The organism is Herpetosiphon gulosus (assembly GCF_039545135.1).
Lineage (GTDB): Bacteria > Chloroflexota > Chloroflexia > Chloroflexales > Herpetosiphonaceae > Herpetosiphon > Herpetosiphon gulosus.
In genome coordinates, this window is the sequence record NZ_BAABRU010000004.1 from 237581 (window position 1) to 255139 (window position 17559).

General features: G+C 51.2%; 18 protein-coding genes and 1 tRNA gene. 13 read left to right on the forward strand and 6 right to left on the reverse strand.

Features of this window, described 5'->3' with window-relative positions:
• Positions 1 to 31: 31 nt before the first annotated feature.
• The 4 genes from ABEB26_RS06840 to ABEB26_RS06855 all read right to left on the reverse strand — a co-directional run bounded on the left by ABEB26_RS06840 (position 32) and on the right by ABEB26_RS06855 (position 3604).
• Positions 32 to 718 carry a hypothetical protein gene (locus ABEB26_RS06840; protein WP_345721222.1) on the reverse strand — a complete coding sequence of 229 codons (687 nt, stop codon included), beginning with the start codon at positions 716 to 718 and terminating at the stop codon, positions 32 to 34.
• 31 nt (positions 719 to 749) lie between these two features.
• The gene (locus ABEB26_RS06845) at positions 750 to 1658 is read right to left on the reverse strand and encodes an undecaprenyl-diphosphate phosphatase (protein ID WP_345721224.1); all 909 of its coding nucleotides are present in this window, start codon (positions 1656 to 1658) and stop codon (positions 750 to 752) included.
• 121 nt (positions 1659 to 1779) lie between these two features.
• The gene (locus tag ABEB26_RS06850) at positions 1780 to 2697 is read right to left on the reverse strand and encodes a DMT family transporter (RefSeq protein WP_345721225.1); all 918 of its coding nucleotides are present in this window, start codon (positions 2695 to 2697) and stop codon (positions 1780 to 1782) included.
• 310 nt (positions 2698 to 3007) lie between these two features.
• Positions 3008 to 3604, reverse strand: a complete 597-nt coding sequence (locus ABEB26_RS06855) for a hypothetical protein (protein WP_345721227.1) — start codon at positions 3602 to 3604, stop codon at positions 3008 to 3010.
• A 239-nt stretch (positions 3605 to 3843) separates the two neighbouring features.
• On the opposite strand from ABEB26_RS06855, the gene ABEB26_RS06860 reads away from it, so the two are divergent.
• The gene (locus ABEB26_RS06860; protein WP_345721228.1) at positions 3844 to 4077 is read left to right on the forward strand and encodes a helix-turn-helix domain-containing protein; all 234 of its coding nucleotides are present in this window, start codon (positions 3844 to 3846) and stop codon (positions 4075 to 4077) included.
• A 322-nt stretch (positions 4078 to 4399) separates the two neighbouring features.
• Here ABEB26_RS06860 and ABEB26_RS06865 read toward each other — a convergent pair.
• Positions 4400 to 4475 (reverse strand) — tRNA-Asn (locus ABEB26_RS06865).
• Positions 4476 to 5470: 995 nt separating this feature from the next.
• On the opposite strand from ABEB26_RS06865, the gene ABEB26_RS06870 reads away from it, so the two are divergent.
• From ABEB26_RS06870 to ABEB26_RS06920, 11 genes are all read left to right on the forward strand, one after another.
• Positions 5471 to 6334: a tyrosine-type recombinase/integrase gene (locus ABEB26_RS06870; protein WP_345721230.1), complete on the forward strand. Its 864-nt coding sequence runs from the start codon at positions 5471 to 5473 to the stop codon at positions 6332 to 6334.
• A 96-nt stretch (positions 6335 to 6430) separates the two neighbouring features.
• Positions 6431 to 6997, forward strand: coding sequence for a hypothetical protein (locus ABEB26_RS06875; protein ID WP_345721231.1), 567 nt, complete (start codon positions 6431 to 6433; stop codon positions 6995 to 6997).
• Between the two features lie 153 nt (positions 6998 to 7150).
• Positions 7151 to 8746, forward strand: coding sequence for a DUF3987 domain-containing protein (locus ABEB26_RS06880; RefSeq protein WP_345721233.1), 1596 nt, complete (start codon positions 7151 to 7153; stop codon positions 8744 to 8746).
• Between the two features lie 285 nt (positions 8747 to 9031).
• Positions 9032 to 10168, forward strand: coding sequence for a primase-helicase zinc-binding domain-containing protein (locus tag ABEB26_RS06885; protein ID WP_345721234.1), 1137 nt, complete (start codon positions 9032 to 9034; stop codon positions 10166 to 10168).
• Between the two features lie 72 nt (positions 10169 to 10240).
• Positions 10241 to 11230 carry a ParM/StbA family protein gene (locus ABEB26_RS06890; protein ID WP_345721235.1) on the forward strand — a complete coding sequence of 330 codons (990 nt, stop codon included), beginning with the start codon at positions 10241 to 10243 and terminating at the stop codon, positions 11228 to 11230.
• Entirely contained in the window at positions 11227 to 11619 is a 393-nt protein-coding gene (locus tag ABEB26_RS06895) for a hypothetical protein (protein WP_345721236.1), read from the forward strand. Before ABEB26_RS06890 ends, ABEB26_RS06895 begins: the two co-directional genes overlap by 4 nt.
• A gap of 16 nt (positions 11620 to 11635) precedes the next feature.
• Entirely contained in the window at positions 11636 to 11983 is a 348-nt protein-coding gene (locus ABEB26_RS06900; protein ID WP_345721237.1) for a hypothetical protein, read from the forward strand.
• Positions 11984 to 12051: 68 nt separating this feature from the next.
• Positions 12052 to 12501 (forward strand): hypothetical protein, encoded by a 450-nt coding sequence (locus ABEB26_RS06905; RefSeq protein ID WP_012188230.1) that lies wholly within the window; start codon positions 12052 to 12054, stop codon positions 12499 to 12501.
• Positions 12491 to 13603, forward strand: a complete 1113-nt coding sequence (locus tag ABEB26_RS06910) for a hypothetical protein (protein WP_345721238.1) — start codon at positions 12491 to 12493, stop codon at positions 13601 to 13603. Before ABEB26_RS06905 ends, ABEB26_RS06910 begins: the two co-directional genes overlap by 11 nt.
• A 20-nt stretch (positions 13604 to 13623) precedes the next feature.
• Entirely contained in the window at positions 13624 to 14160 is a 537-nt protein-coding gene (locus ABEB26_RS06915) for a hypothetical protein (protein WP_345721239.1), read from the forward strand.
• 240 nt (positions 14161 to 14400) lie between these two features.
• On the forward strand, positions 14401 to 15336 hold the full coding sequence (locus ABEB26_RS06920; protein ID WP_345721240.1) for a replication-relaxation family protein: 936 nt from the start codon (positions 14401 to 14403) through the stop codon (positions 15334 to 15336).
• Positions 15337 to 15365: 29 nt separating this feature from the next.
• On the opposite strand, the gene ABEB26_RS06925 is transcribed toward ABEB26_RS06920, so the two are convergent.
• Entirely contained in the window at positions 15366 to 16367 is a 1002-nt protein-coding gene (locus tag ABEB26_RS06925) for a HEPN domain-containing protein (RefSeq protein ID WP_345721241.1), read from the reverse strand.
• Between the two features lie 79 nt (positions 16368 to 16446).
• Here ABEB26_RS06925 and ABEB26_RS06930 point away from each other — a divergent pair, with 79 nt between their 5' ends.
• Positions 16447 to 16590, forward strand: a complete 144-nt coding sequence (locus ABEB26_RS06930; protein WP_345721242.1) for a hypothetical protein — start codon at positions 16447 to 16449, stop codon at positions 16588 to 16590.
• Positions 16591 to 17559 lie beyond the last annotated feature (969 nt).

A 17559-nucleotide genomic window follows, 5' to 3' on the forward strand; every position in this document is an offset into this window, starting at 1 on the left:
AAACCCTTCTCTCGCTTGTGGGAGAAGGGTTTTACTTTGGTTTGGTGGTGATAATTGCCGCCACCCGCAAGACTTGATTGCTGGTGCTTGTGTTGATAATCGCGATCTCCAGCTGCGGATTTGAACGCAGGCGTTTATCAATCTCCTCGTTGAGGGTTGAGCTAAGCATATTTTCAATGACCGAACCTGGGATACTCAGCCGACCATTTTCGCCTAGACCAACGTTTTCGGTTGTTACCACCAATTTGCCATCGATCGCGGCAATTTGAGTGCGGGCTTGAATATCTTGCACACCAACTAAGGGCAACGGATAGCCTAACGTGACGGTCATTGCCACTCCGCCCTTGGGGTGGTTACCCAAAATCACTTGGGGATTTTGAAAATCGGGGTTGGTAGCAATCGCCTGTTCGATATAGCTGTGATCAATATCAACGCTGATATCAGGGCGTTCATCGGGCACTGGCGATGGGGTGCGAGCCGCATTCGTGCCACCAAAAATCCATAAAGCGATAATGCCGACGAGCGGCAAGATCAAGCCTGTGCTTAAAACGCCCAGCATAAAGCTCCACCACGATTTCACCCAGCGCCGCCGTGGCTTGGCTACTTTGGCTTGCGGCAATGGTCCAGTTGCGGCACTTGGCTGATTAATTTTTGCACCACAGACAGTGCAATGCTGGGCTGTATCCCGAACGTTGGCTTGGCACGCGCTACAAATCATGCTTCCTCCTGCACGGATTGCGCCAGAACAGTTAGCGGGCGAGATAGACGGCCACAATCACCGCTGCAATTACCAGGCGGTAAATAATAAACGGCAAAAACGAGTTGGTACGAACATAGCGTAGCAAAAAGCCAACCGCTAATGCTCCCACCACAAATGAGACGCTAATTCCAAGCCAAAAGGGTGCAGTCAATTGCGAGCTATCAATATCGCGCAATTTGAGCACACCAGCCCCAAAGGTGATTGGAATTGCCATCAAAAACGAGAAACGTGCGGCGGTTTCGCGGGTAAAACCCAAAGCTCGACCCATAGTCATGGTGCTGCCAGAGCGTGAAACCCCAGGAATTAAGGCCAAGGCTTGAGCGCAACCAACCAACAAAGCATGTTTCCACGTTAGGTCGCTCAGTTCATAACGGCGCGGCGCAAAACGGTCAGCGATGTAGAGCACAACCCCCATGATGCTCATCGTGCCAGCAATCACTAAATATTTATCAAGAAAATACTCTTCCGCCAAACTATCTAAGAGCAAACCCACAATTCCAGCTGGAATTGATGCCAGCACAATAAACCAAAACATGCGCCCTTGTTGGCTACGAGGTTGATGCATATGCAGCAGCAAATTCAACCAATCGCGCCAAAAAAACAACAGCAAAGCAATTAATGTGCCCATATGCAGGGCAACATCAAAGGTTTGGGTTTGAAAAAAGGGATCTTGCCAATCAAAAAACCATGGCACAACAATTAAATGCGCCGATGACGAAATTGGTAACGGCTCGCCCAAGCCTTGCACAATGCCCTTGCCAGCAGCAATTTGATACTGGCCAGTTAAAAAGAAGGCTGTCACAATCGTCAAAAGCAGCACAATCCCCAAGGGAATCCAGAGTTGTAAGGCCTCGCGACGTGGCGACAAGTCAGTTTGTTCGAGTGATGTCTGAGCCATACCTCATCCTTGAAATGTTCAAATTAACGATCATCGAACCGATGATCAGCGTTTGCATTATACGCAGGTTACTTAAGATGGCAACCTAGCCCAGCACTGATGACGATCAGCTTCACGCTGCTCACGAATGGCGTGCTAGCAAGACGACAGCTATAAGAATGAGCAAGCCACCGCCAAGTTGCCAGAAGCTAATCGGTTCGTGCAAAACGACGACCGCAGCTCCGACTGATACCAAAGGTTCCAATGCTGAGATCGTCGATCCCGCAGTCGGGCCAATCCGTTCGAGACCAACAAAAAACATAACAATCGCCAGCACGGTGGAAATCAGGGCAATGCCAACGATTGCTAACCAGCCAGCGCTCGTTGCTGGCCACACGGGGCCACGGGCAAGCATAATCCCAATATACACCACCGCCGCCGCACTCATAATTACCGTCGATGAAGGAATGGCTCCGGCCTGCGCGGTAATTCGGCTCCCCGCCGTGATATAGATAGCATAGATCACCGCTCCGCTGATTGCGAAAACGATGCCTAGCGGCTTACCACCACCAATCGGCCCGATTGCCAAGGCCGAGCCTGCCAATGCCAACACGAGTGCCAGCACCATACGTGGGGTCAGTCGTTCCTTAAAAAATACAACCGAGATTAAGGTAACCAGACCAGGATAGAGATAGAGCAACACCGCGACTAGGCCAGCCGAGGCCATGGTGAGCGCAACAAAATAGGCCATCGACTGGGCGACATAGCCGATTCCACCAAGCAGGATCAAGCCAAGCAGCAGCTTCCCACGCGGGAGCTGCTCACCACGAACGCGCAGAATACCAACCATGACCACAGCGGCAATGCTGAAGCGCAAACATAACACCGTGATCGGTTCAGATCCGTCATCATAGGCTAGTCGCGCAAATACTCCCAACCAGCCAAAAGCGATCGCCGAAAGCAACATGGCCGCAATCCCAAGCCAGCGCTGGCGGCGAGCGGATGGGTCGGCGTGATGGGGTGACAAAGAAACCGATGAATCATCAACAGCCTGCTTCATAACATCCTTTCTTGGGATGATCCAAGAGCTTTACAATTAAACATAAAGGGTCTGGATGATCGTATTCAATATTGAGGAAATTGCAAAAGACCTGTTAAATTTTTCGCCTAAAAAAGTAGCACTGACCCAATTTCAACAGACTAATGAAGGTCTGAGAATTGGATCAGCGTTCTATTATTTTTTCTTCAATGATCGCCTGATGTGGATAAATAAGCAGGTTTGCATATCTATTCGGGCAATGGGGAGATGCAATAATATAGACCGTGTAGCGCCTGCCGACCGTGCCGTCTCCACCGTTCTCGCTATTCCCTTATGTGCGCATATGGTTGTTCTGAATTGTTCTTATGCCCACCCGAATGGATTCACTTAGCATAACTGGTACATTCAGTCCAAACTGTGCTGCACGCAGATGCAAATCATGCAACAACCGACACGCCCGTTCAGCGTCCATATGAACGATCTCTTCCCACTGCGCTTGGGTTGGATAGATATCCCAGATGCGTGGTTGAGGCAGGGTTGCTGGATCATGCTGCGTTATGACGACATGGGCGGCATGATAGGCCACAATACTTCTAAGTGTGGCAATCTCTGCCATAGCGAAACCGTGCCGATAGACACGCAAATACAACTGATGAATAAGGCTATGGGCGAGCTGCGGCTGAGATACGAGAAGCTGCATCCACTGCGAGCCATCAGGAACGCCATCATGGGGCAACATATTGGATGGAAAGTTCGGGTTGTCACCCATCTTGCTGGAGAGCTGCTGCGCCTCCGCTTCAATGTGCTCAAGTGTAAAAAACTGGGGAGCTGGAGTCGGCGGCAGGCCTGACCGTGATGATCGTCGCCACCAAATAAGCAGGATGGTACCGATACTCCCAATCGCCATCCATATGAGTTCCCATGCCATGAATGGTTCCTCCTTGTCATGTCTCAGGTAAAACAGCAATGATGCGCTCCAGCACCAAGGCAGGGTTACGTCACCATACGCCCATTGTACATAACTCGCCACAACGATGTAGCTCGGTGGTCGAGTCCCTACGATTCGACCACCGAGCTGTCTACTCTGTCCCTAGAGGGTTCTGTGATCCAAGTTAACGTATTATCCACATTTTTGACAAAGCATACCCATACCTTAGATGAAATTATGTGGCGAAGAAAATTCAAGTCACAGATTTGTCCAAGCGAACAAATATCTCTCAATCTCGAATATCGGCTATCAAAAATAACCCCTATATCAACCGCACAAGCGATACAATTGCTCGTTTTTGTGAGGCTTTAGGGATCTCGCTGGCCGATTTTGGCGAGTTAGTTTACCTTGAAGATTCAGCGGAAAATTCAGAATCTAAAATAGAACTGGCCCAACTTCAGCAGACTAACTAGTGTCTGATAGTTGGGCCAGTTCTATTGCGATATACGCTTTGTGTTTGGCGACCGTCAGCTATATCGCGAGTGGAGTATCCTCTGTAAACTAACGCACCTTACCAATTGAATCGATAAAGGGGACAAGATTCTTGGCATGCTGAGATCGCTGTAGGAATGGTAGCCATTCATGCGACCGCTGCCAGTTGTTCAGATCAGGAATACGGTGGTTACCCCTGATGATGTATTGATACCAAGCGACTGTGTTTGACGCAGTGCTTTTATTTTTTGTGCTTAATGGACAAACGCCCACATGATTACTCAGATGGACGCTTGTTGGTTGTGGCTCCCTGACTAGGACTCGAACCTAGGACATGCTGATTAACAGTCAACCGCTCTACCAACTGAGCTATCAGGGATTATGCATTTGTAAAAAGAAGTGGCTCCCTGACTAGGACTCGAACCTAGGACCCATTGATTAACAGGTTCGCCTAAAATGCGAAGCAAGCACCCTGTTTCAACAGGCTGCTTTGAAGGAGGTTTGGTATTTGTTTGCTCGCCAGCAACACCACATTGCTGCAATGCACTGTCGCCCTAACCAGCATTTTCTTAGAGATCGTTAACGTTCTGCTGGAGTAGGATATGGTACGCTGAAGCCTAACTTGACTCGACACATTCGAGCTTACCAACAGGACTATTGATAACGGGTGCTTTAGTACATCAATAGTCTTCCCATTGGCTCTAGCATGCGCTCGTTGCTAGAAACCCAATAACAGGTGGTTGATGCTATGACACGCCACCTGCTGGATAAGCAGGACAGATGCTATGACACGCTGCTTATCACCACGCTTCATGGGAATTCAGGATCATTGAATCCATGGAGCTTTACCATAGGTCGTCTGGGAGTCCTGCTCACCGACTTCTTTATTTACGAACGCCGCTTGCGGCCTTCATAATTCAATGCGCTCCGGCTTTAACCAATTCATAAAAGATGGCCGTTCGGAGATTGACGGCCATCGCTCGCCATCGACACAATGCAAGGTTACGATGGTTGAGTTTGATATACCCATGACCTTGACTCAGTGTGTTTCCTGTCTTCCTCACACCTATTGGTGAATGACGGTTGGCTTTGTGTTGCCGCCAATTTGGAACGGTAACCCTCGCCACAGCCCTTTGCCAGTACCAAACGTGTAGGTTGCTTTGCTATACCCAAAAAATGGCGACCGCCATTGCTGGTTGTGCAAGCACCCCTTAACGCGGTGTGTCTGAAGACCTGTCATGAGATACCCCTTTAGCACCACCTGCGGGGGTATCCCATCACATACTCTTTCCGCTCCGCGCGGCCTCGAGTCGAGTATCTGCGAACGCACACGCTATCCCAGTGGGATACCGCGATAGATCGAGGTCATGATTAATGATTACGCAATGGATCGAAGAATATTTGTCCGCCAAAATCGCCGAACGCCGCAGCCCTGCTACCATCACTACCTACCGTATCCGGTTAGGACGGTTTGGTGCTTGGGTCGTTGAACAACCCAATCAGGTGCTCACTCGTGCGTTATTGCGGGCCTACAGTGCGTACTTAGCCCAACAAAACATCAGCATTGCCAGTCACTATAGTTATCTCAACGATGCCCTCGTCCTCGTGCGCTGGCTTGCTGAAGAAGGTTATATTCAACCCATTAAGACCGATAAACTCAAACCCCGATTACCCAAGCGCTTGCCTGCCCACTACACGATGGATCAAATTAAGCGCCTCCTGCTGGTTGCCGAGCTTCGTGAAAAAGCCATGCTCTGTGTCTTACTGGATACCGGCGTTCGGGTCAGTGAACTGATTCAACTCCGCCGGACTAGCTTTGACTCGGAAGGCTGCGCCATGATTCTTGGCAAAGGCAGCAAGGATCGGTATATCTGGATTTCATCCGTGACCCAAGAAGTCCTTCGAACCTACATCGCCAGTCGGACGGATACGAACCCTGCGCTGTTTGTCAGCCATCGCCAGCAAAAAACGCTGACGATTAGCGGCGTACACCAGAGCTTCGATCGCTTAGCCTCCGACGCGGAGATCCGCAACGATGTGCGGCGTTTGATTCACTCCTTTCGTGCCACCTTCGCCCGCGAACTGATCAAGAAAGGCCTTGATGCAGAAAGTCTACGGGTGTTGATGGGCCATGAAACGATTCAAATGTCTCTGCACTATGCACAACTCTCATCCCATGAGGCGACCCAAAATCGGCAAGGCGTGAACCTCCTCGAGAAGGTGGAGTCATGCTTATAAGCCTCCAGTATGCCCACCTATCCCGGTAGAAACAAGGGAAAAAGTGTACAGAAAGTCAGCACGTTTTTGACAAAAAACGTGCTGATAGGGGGATCTATGCCCATCGATGTTGGAATTGGTTTGGCCATGGCCACGATGCTGTATGCCGTGGTGCTTGAACGCTACAAGCACTATTTGGAGCCAGATTGGACGTGGATTGAAGTGGTTGTCGGAACCCTGCTGTGCGTGACTGCCGCAGGGATCGCCATCCGCCTTACGCCGAACGCCAGCTGGCCCCAGTATGAGCACCAGATCATCGCCAGCTTTGGCATTGGTGGTGGGGTCATTATTACGTGGCAAGTCTGGCGCATGATCAAACGTCGCCAACAAACCCGTGCGGTTGTCTTTGACCTCGTAAATGGCGACCACCAAGAAAGGGATGTGGATGCCACGGCGACGACTCCGTTGGCCGAACGTGGTGAACGAACATCGACTCGAAGCGCTAGCGAACGCCGCGCAATCGTCGAAGCAAGCTATCCGAGCCAAAGAGTTGCTCAACCAAGTGGTGCATCAGCGCTATCACTTGAACAATCCCGAAGCCGTCGAACTTATCCTGACCAAGATCGCCCTGCTGCTCGCAGAGATCGAGGCCAATCAGGAACGAATTCAGCGCCTCTTGATTGATGCAGCCCACGGCGAAGAGAAAACGCCCGAGTCGTAAAACCCAGTTGCCCCAATGGCCATGTGCGATTGGGGCAGCATCCTCATTCCTTGCCCTTCGATAGAGATAGTAGTGTGCTGTGGTGAGTATCCTCCCGCAGCACCGAGGATAGATCAATGACGACACCGTTATATGCGCAGGTGCGCACTGCTATTCAGCAGTTGCTGGCAGGCCAGACCCTTGACCTGACCCGTGATTGGGGCGAATGGCTATCGATGATCCAAAGTTTAGTCTATGCCTTTGAACAGGGCGGCTCGGCTGCCGTCCAAACCGCACTGGAAACCGCGATGCGGGTTGATAGTCGCGTTGCGGCGCTGGTGGTTGACCCTGCACCACCCACAGCCTTGCGCACCATGCCACCCTTACCGAGTGAATTGAGCAAAGCCATCCGGCAGCACGGCGCATGTGGCCACTGGCTCGATACCTATATCGGCTATGCCAGTTATGCCAGTCCGGTCACGCCCGCGATTTTTCATGAAGCGGCAGGCCTCTTTTTGGCGGCGACCGCGATCGCGCGGCGGCTGTATCTGCAAATTGGCGAAACCTACTACTACCCCAATGTCTATGCGCTATTTGTGGCTCCTCCTGGGCGCTATGCCAAATCGACGGCGATGAAGGTCGTCGAGCGGGTATTGCGTCGCGCAGGTCTTGGCCATTTGCTACTACCCGACAAAAGCACGCCCCAGTCGCTGCTCCAGCAGTTTTCGACCGTCATTCCTGACAAACTGGACAGCTACAGTGATTACGACCGTGAGCAATGGCTACTCGCTCGCGCTCAAGCGGCCCAACGGGCATGGTTGCTTGATGAAGCGGGATTTCTCTTCAGCGATATGAAGAAAGAGTATATGGCCGAGCTGCTCTCGCTCTTACTCAAGCTGTTTGATAATCCCGAATACTTGGCCCACGAAACCATCACCCATGGCCGAACAACCATCCGTGATGCCAGTCTTTCATTCCTTGGCGCAACCACACCGAAAAACATCGAGGAGCATCTGCGCAGCGAAAAGCTGTGGGATGAAGGCTTATGGAGTCGCTTCGCGATTCTGATTCCTGAGCACGACCCGATTTATGCCGAGTTTCCTGATGAACTCACCATGCCCCCGGCGCTGCTCGATGGCCTGAAACACCTCGATTTGCTGTTTCCGAAGCCCGACGCTGAACTGGTTGATGACGTACCCGAGGAAAATATCAAGCGCTTTGTGCGGATCTATAACGAGCATCCCCCCAGCGCTATCCGCCTCGCGCCCGGGGTCATGAGTCTCTGGAAACGCTATGACAAGGCCGTCCGGTTTGACCTGCCCAATAACGGCTTACCCGACACGCTGTATGCCAGCTATGCCCGTTTCCCGGGGCATGTGTTGCGGGTGGCCATGATTCTGGCCGCCATGGATTGCCCTGAGTTACCCGTGATGATGCAGCTCGATCACCTCAAACGCGCAATCACGATCGTCGAGCGCTGGCGCAGCGACTTGCATCGGATTTGGAGCGATGGGATTCGGAGTGAAGAAACCAAGCTGGGAGATAAATTGGTCGGCATGCTCAAAGCCTCGCTCTCGGGCTTGACTGTGCGCGATATCTGCCGCCAAACCAACCAATCCAAAAAAGAGATCACCGAAGTCCTTGAAGTCTTACGCCTCGCAGGCCAAATTGACGTGCTGGAGACCAAAGCCGCCAACGGTCGGGTGATGCAACTGTGGAGATATAGCGCATGAGAAGTGTCATAAGTGTCATGAAGTGTCATAAACGGTTTATGACGCTAAAAACCCACTTGGGGAGCCGCTTCCTTGAGAAGTGTCATAGTGTCATAAGGGGACATGTCCAATTTAATAAGGAACATGTACGCGAGACCGATGAGACCACACAAAATCAAAAAATAGCATGACACTTCTGACACTATGACACTTCTCCGTTCTATCCCATTGGAAAGCCCTAAATCGTTGATTTTGGCTGCATGACACTTCTCTGACACTTCATGACACTTCTCGTGGGAGGGTTCAATGATTGAACATCTTTCGGGCGATGATTTTCTTTCTTTGGTTGGCCAGCGCACCGCCCTGCGCAAAGTGGCCGCAACCAATGGCGGTGAATGGGCGGGAGCATGCCCTTTGTGTGGAGGGAAGGATCGCTTTCGGGTGCAACCGCATGGGGATCGTGGTGGCCGCTGGTGGTGTCGCAGTTGTCGCGATGGCCAGCCGTGGGCTTCGGATATTGATTTTGTCTTTCTACGCGATCACGGCTTTATCCCCAGTACCGATCATCCAGAGTGGCCTGCGTTGATCAAAGAGGCTTTTGCCACACTGGGGTTGACGATCGAGCAATCACGACCATCGACGAAGGTCGTCCCTGACCCTGAGCCACCGAATGATTGTGAGCCACCCGCTGCGCTTTGGCAACAAGCCGCCCTGAGTTTTCTTGGCTACGCGGTTGATATGTTGTGGAAGGATGGGGATAGCCAGCCCTCGCCACGCACCTACTTACACCAGCGTGGCCTGACCGATCATACGCTCCGCGCTGCCGCGATTGGCTACAACCCCAAACCGCTCTACCGTCCGCTGCACAAGTGGGGACTGACAGACCCGAAGAAAGATGGCGTGTGGTTGCCTGCGGGCTATGTGATCCCATGGTTTTGTGATGGGCAGCTCTGGAAGCTCTCGATTCGCCAAACGACCCCGCGCGACGAGGGCATGAAATACGTGACGATTGCTGGCAGCAGCAATGTGCCCTATGGCATTGATACCTTCCGCGCAGGCCGCCCGGGTATTCTGGTGGAAGGGCCGATTGATGCGTTGGTGGCCCAACAAGCACTTGGCCAATTCGAACGCCATGGGCAACCACTCAGCGGGGTTGCGGCGATTGGCACAACCCAAGGGCGCGGCTTTCGTTGGCTCGTCCAATACAGCCTCTGTCAGCCGCTCTTCATTGCCACCGATGCCGATCAGGCAGGCGATAAGGCCGCTGCCTATTGGCTCGATATCTTCAAAGGCAAAGAGGTTGCCCGCATGCGGCCCGACCCGCACGATTTTGGCACGATGGCGGTGCAGTGTGGCATGGATTTACGGTCGTGGATTGCCACCCATCTTGATCGCTGGTGGACGGGCGACCTCGCCCCTAGCCCGATTCAATCAGTTGCCTAAGACCTGAATGTTTTCTCCTGATATTTAGCGGCGATGGGTGGGTGTATCCCATCCATCGCCGAGGAGCCTGTTATGACCACTCTCGTCCATGGGGCCAATATTGGCCATGGCTATGTCAAATATACGATCAATGCTGGTGATCACGAAGAAACAATTATTTTCCCAGCGCTGGTGGCTCCCGCCAGTAGCACCGATGGCAATCTGCACGATGTGCCCACCGTGGACGTTCACGGCACACTCTGGTGGACAGGTGATGATGCCCTGTTGCACCCCGCGCCCTTATCACTCCGCTCGCAACAACGGCTCTACGATCGCCACATTATCCCTGCGCTGGTCAAAGGAGCGTTACAGCGCCTCAAGCAGCCCTGTGGTGGCGCATGTGTGACTGGACTCCCTGCGGCCTGGTCCGGCGAACGGGATTTAGCGGTGGCCTTGGGGTCGCGGCTGCGAGATGCGGTTGCAACCCAGTACTATCACGGCACAACCCTGAAAACGGGCATCCGCGTGATTAGTGAACCGCTTGGCGCGTTGTATGGCGTGTTGCTCGACCCCAGTGGGGCGATTACCACTAGTGGCTATGAGATGAGTCGGGTTGGGGTGATTGACTTGGGCCACAACACCGTGGATGCCTGCATTGTCCAAGCGATGAATGTGGTGCCCGAAAGTGCGATTAGCTTCGAGTTGGGTAGCGCCAGTCCGCTCCAGCAGCTCCAGACCAAGATTAGCGGGCGCTACAACCTTGATCTGACTTTACACGAAGTTGATCACGCGGTGCGGGCAGGCTATGTACGGGTCGCGGGTGAGGAATGCGATCTGCCAACCGGATGGGATCGCCCATGGCTGGCCAATGGCCAACAGGTCGCGGATGCGCTTGTGCGAGCGTGGGGCAGCGGCGCGAAACTGGCGGCGATTATTGTGGCGGGTGGTGGTGCAGAAATGCCCATGCTGGTTCAAGCGATTCACCAGCGTTTCCGCCAAACGATCGTTGCACCCAACCCACAAACGGCGATCGCCCGTGGCTATGCCCGCCGTGCGCGGCGCTACGAGGAGTTTGGCCAATGAGTTTTGATGAACGCCTGACGACGCGCAGCTCCGGCGTGCTGAGCGCGATGATTGCCAGTCTCGGCAATGAATCCGCCGTACTTCGCGCCCTTGTGATTATTGGCTTGCACACCTGTGGCAAAAACATCCAGCTATTCACTGCCGATGCCTTGGCCAGCGTCGCCCGCCTTGATGATCACGCCGTGCGGGACACTTTGCTGGCGGTGCTGATGAAACCTGTTGAACAAGCGTTGCACCCACGTTCCCCCAGCGTTGAACCCGTGTTACACGCCAGTACACCATCTGTTGAACACACGTTGCACACCAGTACACCACCTGTTGAACAAATCCCAGTTCCGCCGCCCACGACGCTCGATCTTCCGCCTGATCCCGAGTACCAAGATGTGTAAATGAAAGGGAACTGCTATGACTTCACCTTCAGCCGTGCTGGCTCGGATTGAAACAATCACGCGTGTTTTGCAGGACGTGGTTCAAGGATTACAGGGAAAGCCCTTCCACTGGGGCGGAGGGCAACGCGAACACTGGATGCCCTTACTGGCAACCATGGGCTTCCATTTGATCACGAAAACCCAAATCGCCAAACAAGGCTATCGCTTAAAACGGGGGGCGCAGCCTGTGGGCACAGTCTACTACGACGCACCCTTGCAACGCTATGCCGATGTCTATCTCCGTGAATGCCAGTGTGTCGCGCTTACTGATTCCGCATCGGCAGATGATTCGGCGCTTGACCAACAAAAAACCGCCGATGAATAAGCATCGGCGGCGTGCATCACCGGAGAACACCAAAGTGATGCAGCGCTAGTATACCAAAGGAGAACACCATGACAACATCGGATGTGTTATTTGATCTGCACCGCCTTGATCCTAGCCGCAAACTCATCAAAGGCCTCGCCTGCACGCTCGGCTGGGGCAATAGCATTGTTACCACCGTCTCGACCCTGAGCGATTTTCAGCATTGGCTGTGGGGAATTCGTGATTATCGCGGCATCCTCGCGGGGCTGGGGGTCGCGCTGTTTCTCTTCCTTGGCCAACTCTATACCTTGCGCCGGACTGCGTGGGGCTATGGCTGTTTTCTGGCTCCCGATGCCATGATTACGGCCTATAAATGGTGTGAATGGTTGTTTTACCCCATCGCCTACAAACTGGCTTCCGGCCTGCCAGCGCTGGCCCTCGCGTGGGGTGCAGGCTTGGCGCTCGGGGTTGTCTCAGCGCGGTGGCCCGAATATCTGGCCTTTGGCCGCACTGTACAGGAGCATCCGCATGGATATTAATTCGCCGTGGCTCTATCCGTTGATTTTTCTGTTTGCCTGTAGTTTTGTTGGCACGTTTCTGTGGTGGCATGCACGCACCCCTACCAGCGAACGCCGCCATGCCGCTGCGCCTACCGCACCCGTGCGTGCGACAAATCCGGCACGGCCAGTCGTGGTGGAGCGTCCGCGTGGTGAAACCTCACCGGAACCCACGACCACCAGTTTATCAACCTATTCATGGCCCATGCTGCTCGACACCTTGGCCAAGCGCCCGCATATTGGGATTGCTGGCCCCTCGCGCCAAGGCAAGTCGGTACTGAGTATGGCCCTGACCTATCTTCGCGCCGTCGATGGTCACCAGCTGGTGATTCTCAACTCACATGCGCGACCGAATGATTACGGCGGCTTGCCACAAATCTATGACTATCCGGCGATCAACCGCGTGATGAAAGCGTTGCTGGCTGAGCTAGGGCGACGCAAGGCCGCTGCGGCCACAGGCGTGAATCATTTTGATCCGATTACGGTGGTGTTGGAAGAAGCGCCTGATGTCATGAGCAAGGTGCATGGCGAAGATGGCTCAGCCGCCAAACCTAAAGTGCCTGTTGCGCAGCGCTTTGTGGGCGAAATGCTCCGCCAAGCCGCCAAGTATCGCATGCATCTGATCCTTGTGACCCAAACCACCTTAGTCAAACCACTGGGCATTGAAGGCGATAGCGAAGCACTCGATAACTTGCTCTGGATTGCGATTGGCGATCGGGCCTTGGAGAAAATGAAGTCGCCCCTCGTTGCCCCATGGCCTGCGGCGATTGAGTGGAATTGTCAATGGTTTTGGTGCAATCGCGAACCGGCGTGGATGTTATCGACCCGCCCGATTGACCCAGCACGCCTGTGGCGAGTTCCCGATTCCATGGGAGATCCCGCAGGTGATTCCCCGCTTGGAACCATGGGAACTAGCGATGAGAGCCTGATTGATGAGGCCACGTTGACCGATGTCATCCTGATTACCAAGCTCATCCTTGCTGGCAAAAGTGGCAACGAAATTATTGACAGCTTGGGTGGCAAACGCACGCGCCGTCTCAGCCAAATTCGCCATGTCAAGCAGGTGCTTGATCTTGGCGCTTAATACCGAAAGGAATCATTCTTATGACCACGACACCGATGACCATTACCTTGACCGAAACCCTTGATCTGCCGAAACACGGCCAGCATACCGTGCAAATCACCGTGACCCCACCGAGCACCGAGCCGCACGATCTCGCTCCCTTGCTGCAACAGGCGACCATGACCCTCTTTCAGCAACTGGATGCTGCCCTGATTCGTGTTCAGCAGCCACCGCGCTATCTGTGTGGTGCACTGTGTAGCGTGCTCGTCTGCCCATTTCTTGGGTTGTATCTGCGTGTTCCCCAAAGCACGCCGCTCGAAACCCTGCTGGCGGAAACGGTGATCGATGCCAAGGGCGATGCTCACCAGCTCTGGACGGTCGCACTGATGGCCGTTCCGCCAGCGCTTGTCTTGCCGCATATCCCTGTGCTTATTCATGCTTTTTCGATCCAAGGGGCGAAGTCATGGCGGGAATATCGCGGCGAAGGTGATACCCTGCTTGCAGAACGCTTGCATGAGTGGCAACACGCTATTCCTGAACCAGTACGAACCGATGAACACTGGCTTAGTGGACTTTAATTGAGTATTCGAGGCCGTGGCTGCTACATTAAGCAAGCCACGGCCATTTGGTGATCAGGATGCTTGCGGCATTCTTGCCCATTCATATCGTGTTCAAACCGTGTTCATATCGCGTTCAGATGGTCTACAAATCGCCAAGTAAAAAATAGCGCACTAGAATCGCCTAAATTGGCTATTTGGTCGTGCCGACATTCTTTAACAGGCTGCACAGCCACCAATTATCGTGTGAGGAGTGATTGAATGACAACCCATACCTCCGTTGGCCTTAATCCCACTGAGCTGCACATCCTGCTGCTCGTTGCTCGGCTTGGTCGCTTGCTGTCACGCCACCTGCGCACCGCGTGGGGCCATCCGTTTACCGTGACGATTCAGACCGTCAATCGCACGTTGGCCAAGCTGGTTGATGCCAAGCTGCTGATCTATTGCGAACACTTTCAATCGCATGGCTATGATCCGCGTGGTGCGATCGGGTGGACACGCCATGGCCGCTTATATAGTCTCACGCCCCTTGGCTGGGAGATCGTCAAACAGGCCTTTCCCATGCTGGAGGAAGGCAGTGAGCGGCTGGCTCCCACGATGTTTAATCCCCAACATCAAGCCGAACACCAAATTGAGTATGCCGAGTTCATCACCAGCTTGATTCAGTCGCTACCGTATGTGCCTGGTATTGTCGGCATGAGTAGTTATATTGAGATGGACTTAGGCCCAACCGCACGGCCACGCGCTGATGGCATTGTTGTGGTGCGGCGCTGGGCCGATGCGACGCAGCCCGATTCTGAGCGCTCGTCGTTGTATCCATGGCTTGGGATTGGCCAACAGCAAGGGCAAATTGATCAACTGTATGCGATTGAAATCGATCGGGGAACCGAGGAGTTGAGTATTATTACGGGGAAAGCCCATTCGTATGGGGAATTATATCGATCGAAGTATTGGGAAGGGCGCTATAGCTGGCCTTTAATTGCCTTTACCGTGCCGAGCGAACGCCGCAAACGGGCCGTGCTTGATGCGTGGGAAATCGGCTGGCCCGGCAGCCAGCTGCTCATTGCGACCATCGACGATGTGCGTGAGTCGGGTATTCTCACGCCGATATGGACGACCCAGTACACCAAGCAAGGCCAACGGATTCAGCAATCGCATCGGTTTTTGCGAGCTGCTTGGTTTGAAAAGGTTATATGATTCAATAATCATTTAAAATAAATTACATTTCATAAATATTCATCTATATCTATAATTATATTTTTATTTTTCTTCATATATAATTTGAATTCATCAATAAAATTTTCAGTGGCAAAAATAAGAGTTAATATATCGTTTTTATTTATTTCTATATCAATGAATGCCTCGTGAACTATTTTATGTCTTATTGTTATATATTTAGCTATTACTTTTTTGATATTTATTTCTTTTTTATTGAATATTTTGTTTACATTAAGTATTTTCTCTATATCTATCTCAATTTCATTAAATGCGCTTATTATTTTTGGAATATTTTGAAATGATGTTAATCTTGCATATTCATCTCCAATTGTTACCTTTTTTGTATACATATTCTTGAAGCTATGTAAATCTAATTTTTTTAATATATTCTTCTGAATAGACTCTTGGTTATTGACATAAATTACAAAGAAATTTTTTAGAAACTCTTCTATTGAAGATACTATGTAAGGAATGATTAGATTATTTATAATAATACCTTTATCAAATCTTAACATCCATGGTAAATTCTCTTTTTTATAATTAAATTCATCAATATCATCTTGAACAGCTATTTTTGATGTAATTATATTATTTATGAAATTTCTATAGACTATAGAGCATCCGCGTTCAATAACAGTAAATTCTGGTATTTCATAATAAAGATATGAACACACTCCTTCTTGAGGATTATATAGACTTCCTAGAAAAGCTTTTTTTAATTGTTTAATTACATTATTTTGTGCCTCCAGATCTGCAAAAGAACGTCCAGCATTTGAATAGGCATGAAAAACTACTTTTGTATCCTTGGGAACATTTTCAACCGGATTATAGTCAATAAATAGCCAACATCCACGGGTAGACTCATAATTATTCTCATTGAACCAGTAATAACTTAGACCTTTGTAACCAGAATAATAGGTTGCTTTTTTCCATCCTAATGGAAATATAATTTTTTCAATTTGCCGACGAGTAGGCTGATTTTTAGTTCTAAGAAATAAATCAATACTCATTACTTGCTCCTAGAATCTGGAATTAATGATTTAGGTTCTTTCTGATAATCCATGCTAGACTATCCGACAGGAGGTACGCATGGCTCTCCATGAATTGACCAATACCCAATTTGCCGTGATTGCACCGATCCTACCGACCGAAACCTGCCGTGGCCGCCCATGGAATGACCACCAATGCGTGGTTAATGGCCTATTTTGGCAACGCAATACCATGATTCTATGATGCGATATTTCCGACCGCTTTGTACTCTGGTAACACGGCGGAACCTGGGAATGCATCCTTACCTCCTTGCATATGTCCTTAAATGCCATGGATGCCTCGAGTGGCAGTAATTGACCATCGATGGCATGCTTATTTGCGTCGGTCGTACCGTTGCGGCGCATGAAAAAAATCTTTGATGACACATGAATCCACTAACCAAACCCTCGGATGTTTCTACGGCAGATTCGGTACCAAATCCACCTCCTTTAGTTTAGATGGTCGTGTACATCCGTTATCCTCCTGTCTTACGCCTAGACAGATCCACGAAGGCACCGCGTTCGAAACCCTGATCGTTATGCTCCAGCAGCACGGACAACCCGGCACCCGTCCACACTCATTGGTTGATGATTGAGGCGATGATGACCGTTGTATCAGACAGTGGACTCAGCAATATGGGATTCGGTCGGTGATTCTGCCACGCCGACGACGCGGTGAATGCAAGGCTGTCCGTCCAGTTTCTATGGCTAACAGGCTTGCCATGCCCGCACTGTGGTTGAGCCCGCCAATGGCGGGCGCAAGGAGTGTCGGTTGGTTGAGAAGAGAAACTGGCTCTGAATTATCTTGTATTGATGCATCTAGCCATGATTCAACGATTGGTTCGTATCATTGTACCGTTCATATAGCCATCCTGAATTATAAGGCCTACGGTAATATGCTATTAAAGTAAAGGTGCTGTTTTTGATCATTTTCGTGGTATTCTGAATCTTTCCAATGGAAGCTTAAGGAATTAAATTATCAAACAAAATATATTCTCCAGCCTCTTCCTACTGTCAATGTGTTGTGATTAACTGGAGTCAGTGTGCCTTTAGAATCCATTACTGCCAATACATCCCATGATATCCAAACGTATCTGGATACAAGATCACTATCAAAATGAGGATAACAGTACTTATCAGAACTTACTTTATACGTTTTAATTTAACTATTTAA

Excerpts from the sequence above, each read along its gene's own strand:
- ABEB26_RS06880 (WP_345721233.1), top strand. The coding sequence starts at position 7,151 with ATGACGACACCGTTATATGCGCAGGTGCGCACTGCTATTCAGCAGTTG.
- ABEB26_RS06875 (WP_345721231.1), top strand. The coding sequence starts at position 6,431 with ATGCCCATCGATGTTGGAATTGGTTTGGCCATGGCCACGATGCTGTAT.
- ABEB26_RS06930 (WP_345721242.1), top strand. The coding sequence starts at position 16,447 with ATGGCTCTCCATGAATTGACCAATACCCAATTTGCCGTGATTGCACCG.
- ABEB26_RS06925 (WP_345721241.1), bottom strand. The coding sequence starts at position 16,367 with ATGAGTATTGATTTATTTCTTAGAACTAAAAATCAGCCTACTCGTCGG.
- ABEB26_RS06845 (WP_345721224.1), bottom strand. The coding sequence starts at position 1,658 with ATGGCTCAGACATCACTCGAACAAACTGACTTGTCGCCACGTCGCGAG.
- ABEB26_RS06840 (WP_345721222.1), bottom strand. The coding sequence starts at position 718 with ATGATTTGTAGCGCGTGCCAAGCCAACGTTCGGGATACAGCCCAGCAT.
- ABEB26_RS06900 (WP_345721237.1), top strand. The coding sequence starts at position 11,636 with ATGACTTCACCTTCAGCCGTGCTGGCTCGGATTGAAACAATCACGCGT.
- ABEB26_RS06910 (WP_345721238.1), top strand. The coding sequence starts at position 12,491 with ATGGATATTAATTCGCCGTGGCTCTATCCGTTGATTTTTCTGTTTGCC.
- ABEB26_RS06885 (WP_345721234.1), top strand. The coding sequence starts at position 9,032 with ATGATTGAACATCTTTCGGGCGATGATTTTCTTTCTTTGGTTGGCCAG.
- ABEB26_RS06895 (WP_345721236.1), top strand. The coding sequence starts at position 11,227 with ATGAGTTTTGATGAACGCCTGACGACGCGCAGCTCCGGCGTGCTGAGC.
- ABEB26_RS06920 (WP_345721240.1), top strand. The coding sequence starts at position 14,401 with ATGACAACCCATACCTCCGTTGGCCTTAATCCCACTGAGCTGCACATC.
- ABEB26_RS06915 (WP_345721239.1), top strand. The coding sequence starts at position 13,624 with ATGACCACGACACCGATGACCATTACCTTGACCGAAACCCTTGATCTG.
- ABEB26_RS06870 (WP_345721230.1), top strand. The coding sequence starts at position 5,471 with ATGATTACGCAATGGATCGAAGAATATTTGTCCGCCAAAATCGCCGAA.
- ABEB26_RS06890 (WP_345721235.1), top strand. The coding sequence starts at position 10,241 with ATGACCACTCTCGTCCATGGGGCCAATATTGGCCATGGCTATGTCAAA.
- ABEB26_RS06905 (WP_012188230.1), top strand. The coding sequence starts at position 12,052 with ATGACAACATCGGATGTGTTATTTGATCTGCACCGCCTTGATCCTAGC.
- ABEB26_RS06855 (WP_345721227.1), bottom strand. The coding sequence starts at position 3,604 with ATGGCATGGGAACTCATATGGATGGCGATTGGGAGTATCGGTACCATC.
- ABEB26_RS06850 (WP_345721225.1), bottom strand. The coding sequence starts at position 2,697 with ATGAAGCAGGCTGTTGATGATTCATCGGTTTCTTTGTCACCCCATCAC.